Annotated in this window: 1 tRNA gene and 2 rRNA genes (1 of these 3 cut by a window edge); all 3 read right to left on the bottom strand. The window is 50.9% G+C overall.

Annotation, left to right across the window (positions count from 1 at the left end):
• Positions 1-990, bottom strand: a 23S ribosomal RNA gene (locus HT730_RS08960); it reaches 1,912 nt to the left of the window's first position.
• A 124-nt stretch (positions 991-1,114) separates the two neighbouring features.
• Positions 1,115-1,187 (bottom strand) — tRNA-Ala (locus HT730_RS08955).
• Positions 1,188-1,238: 51 nt separating this feature from the next.
• Positions 1,239-2,500: ribosomal RNA gene (locus tag HT730_RS08950) — 16S ribosomal RNA — on the bottom strand; the annotation flags it as partial.

The raw sequence follows: 2,500 nt of genomic DNA, 5'->3' as shown, positions 1-2,500 counted from the left end.
GCACTCGCAGTCTGACTGCCGACCATAATTCATTGGCATTCGGAGTTTATCTGAGATTGGTAATCCGGGATGGACCCCTCACCCAAACAGTGCTCTACCTCCAAGAATCTCTAATGTCGACGCTAGCCCTAAAGCTATTTCGGAGAGAACCAGCTATCTCCAAGTTCGTTTGGAATTTCTCCGCTACCCACAAGTCATCCAAGCACTTTTCAACGTGCCCTGGTTCGGTCCTCCAGTGCGTCTTACCGCACCTTCAACCTGCTCATGGGTAGGTCACATGGTTTCGGGTCTACGTCATGATACTAATTCGCCCTATTCAGACTCGGTTTCCCTACGGCTCCGTCTCTTCAACTTAACCTCGCATCATAACGTAACTCGCCGGTTCATTCTACAAAAGGCACGCTCTCACCCATTAACGGGCTCGAACTTGTTGTAGGCACACGGTTTCAGGTTCTATTTCACTCCCCTCCCGGGGTGCTTTTCACCTTTCCCTCACGGTACTGGTTCACTATCGGTCACTAGGGAGTATTTAGGGTTGGGAGATGGTCCTCCCAGATTCCGACGGGATTTCTCGTGTCCCGCCGTACTCAGGATACTGCTAGGTACAAAGACTATTTTAAATACGAGGCTATTACTCTCTTTGGCTGATCTTCCCAAATCATTCTTCTATAATCTTTGAGTCCACATTGCAGTCCTACAACCCCGAAGAGTAAACTCTTCGGTTTGCCCTCCTGCCGTTTCGCTCGCCGCTACTAAGGCAATCGCTTTTGCTTTCTCTTCCTGCAGCTACTTAGATGTTTCAGTTCACTGCGTCTTCCTCCTCACATCCTTAACAGATGCGGGTAACAGGTAGTACCTGTTGGGTTCCCCCATTCGGAAATCCCTGGATCATCGCTTACTTACAGCTACCCAAGGCATATCGTCGTTTGTCACGTCCTTCTTCGGCTCCTAGTGCCAAGGCATCCACCGTGCGCCCTTATTAACTTAACCTTATTTTCTGACCTTTCAGTCATAAACTCTTATTAATACTACAGCGTTTTCGGTTTATTTTCTTGTTACTATTTGATATAGATATTCAATTTTCAATGTGCATTACTTGGTGATCTCTCACCAATGGAGCCTAGCGGGATCGAACCGCTGACCTCCTGCGTGCAAAGCAGGCGCTCTCCCAGCTGAGCTAAGGCCCCACAAGACCTCTCAAGACTAAACAAGACCAATGTGCAGTTCCTTATCCTTAGAAAGGAGGTGATCCAGCCGCACCTTCCGATACGGCTACCTTGTTACGACTTCACCCCAATCATCTATCCCACCTTAGGCGGCTGGCTCCTTACGGTTACCTCACCGACTTCGGGTGTTACAAACTCTCGTGGTGTGACGGGCGGTGTGTACAAGGCCCGGGAACGTATTCACCGCGGCGTGCTGATCCGCGATTACTAGCGATTCCGACTTCATGTAGGCGAGTTGCAGCCTACAATCCGAACTGAGACTGGCTTTAAGAGATTAGCTTGCCGTCACCGGCTTGCGACTCGTTGTACCAGCCATTGTAGCACGTGTGTAGCCCAGGTCATAAGGGGCATGATGATTTGACGTCATCCCCACCTTCCTCCGGTTTATTACCGGCAGTCTCGCTAGAGTGCCCAACTGAATGATGGCAACTAACAATAGGGGTTGCGCTCGTTGCGGGACTTAACCCAACATCTCACGACACGAGCTGACGACAACCATGCACCACCTGTCACCTCTGTCCCGAAGGAAAACTCTATCTCTAGAGCGGTCAGAGGGATGTCAAGACCTGGTAAGGTTCTTCGCGTTGCTTCGAATTAAACCACATGCTCCACCGCTTGTGCGGGCCCCCGTCAATTCCTTTGAGTTTCAACCTTGCGGTCGTACTCCCCAGGCGGAGTGCTTAATGCGTTAGCTACGGCACTAAACCCCGGAAAGGGTCTAACACCTAGCACTCATCGTTTACGGCGTGGACTACCAGGGTATCTAATCCTGTTTGCTCCCCACGCTTTCGAGCCTCAGCGTCAGTTACAAGCCAGAGAGCCGCTTTCGCCACCGGTGTTCCTCCATATATCTACGCATTTCACCGCTACACATGGAATTCCACTCTCCCCTCTTGCACTCAAGTTAAACAGTTTCCAAAGCGTACTATGGTTAAGCCACAGCCTTTAACTTCAGACTTATCTAACCGCCTGCGCTCGCTTTACGCCCAATAAATCCGGACAACGCTCGGGACCTACGTATTACCGCGGCTGCTGGCACGTAGTTAGCCGTCCCTTTCTGGTAAGATACCGTCACAGTGTGAACTTTCCACTCTCACACTCGTTCTTCTCTTACAACAGAGCTTTACGATCCGAAAACCTTCTTCACTCACGCGGCGTTGCTCGGTCAGACTTCCGTCCATTGCCGAAGATTCCCTACTGCTGCCTCCCGTAGGAGTCTGGGCCGTGTCTCAGTCCCAGTGTGGCCGATCACCCTCTCAGGTCGGCTATGTATC

It is taken from the genome of Streptococcus sp. k-628 (assembly GCF_013277475.1).
Taxonomy (GTDB): domain Bacteria; phylum Bacillota; class Bacilli; order Lactobacillales; family Streptococcaceae; genus Streptococcus.
Note: the sequence above shows the minus strand (reverse complement) of the source record. Positions and strands in the feature narration are given on the sequence as shown.